This is a genomic window from Citrobacter sp. TBCS-14 (assembly GCF_005280805.1).
Classification (GTDB): Bacteria; Pseudomonadota; Gammaproteobacteria; order Enterobacterales; family Enterobacteriaceae; genus Citrobacter; species Citrobacter gillenii.
The window spans coordinates 1-368 of record NZ_SZWM01000506.1; the positions used below are offsets into that span (position 1 = coordinate 1).

A 368-nucleotide genomic window follows, 5' to 3' on the forward strand; every position below is an offset into this window, starting at 1 on the left:
GATATCAATGATTATTTCGAACGTGCTGAATACATCAAGTGGAAAGCATTTCGTGATAGCGATGATTCACGCTACATCGGGCTGACTATGCCGCGTGTGCTGGGTCGCCTGCCGTACGGCCCTGATACGGTGCCGGTACGCAGTTTTAACTATGTTGAAGAAGTTAAGGGGCCGGATCACGAAAAATATCTGTGGACCAGCGCCTCTTTCTCTTTCGCTGTCAACATGGTGAAAAGTTTTATCAAGAATGGCTGGTGCGTCCAGATCCGTGGGCCGCAGGCGGGCGGCGCAGTTAAAGATTTGCCTATCCATTTGTACGATCTGGGTACGGGTAATCAGGTGAAGATTCCATCTGAGGTGATGATTCC

General features: G+C 49.7%; 1 protein-coding gene. It reads left to right on the top strand.

Going from position 1 to position 368, the window contains the following annotated elements; genetic code table 11:
* Nucleotides 1–368 (top strand): type VI secretion system contractile sheath domain-containing protein (locus FDX22_RS19590; protein WP_186805354.1); only part of this gene is annotated, 368 nt, incomplete at both ends.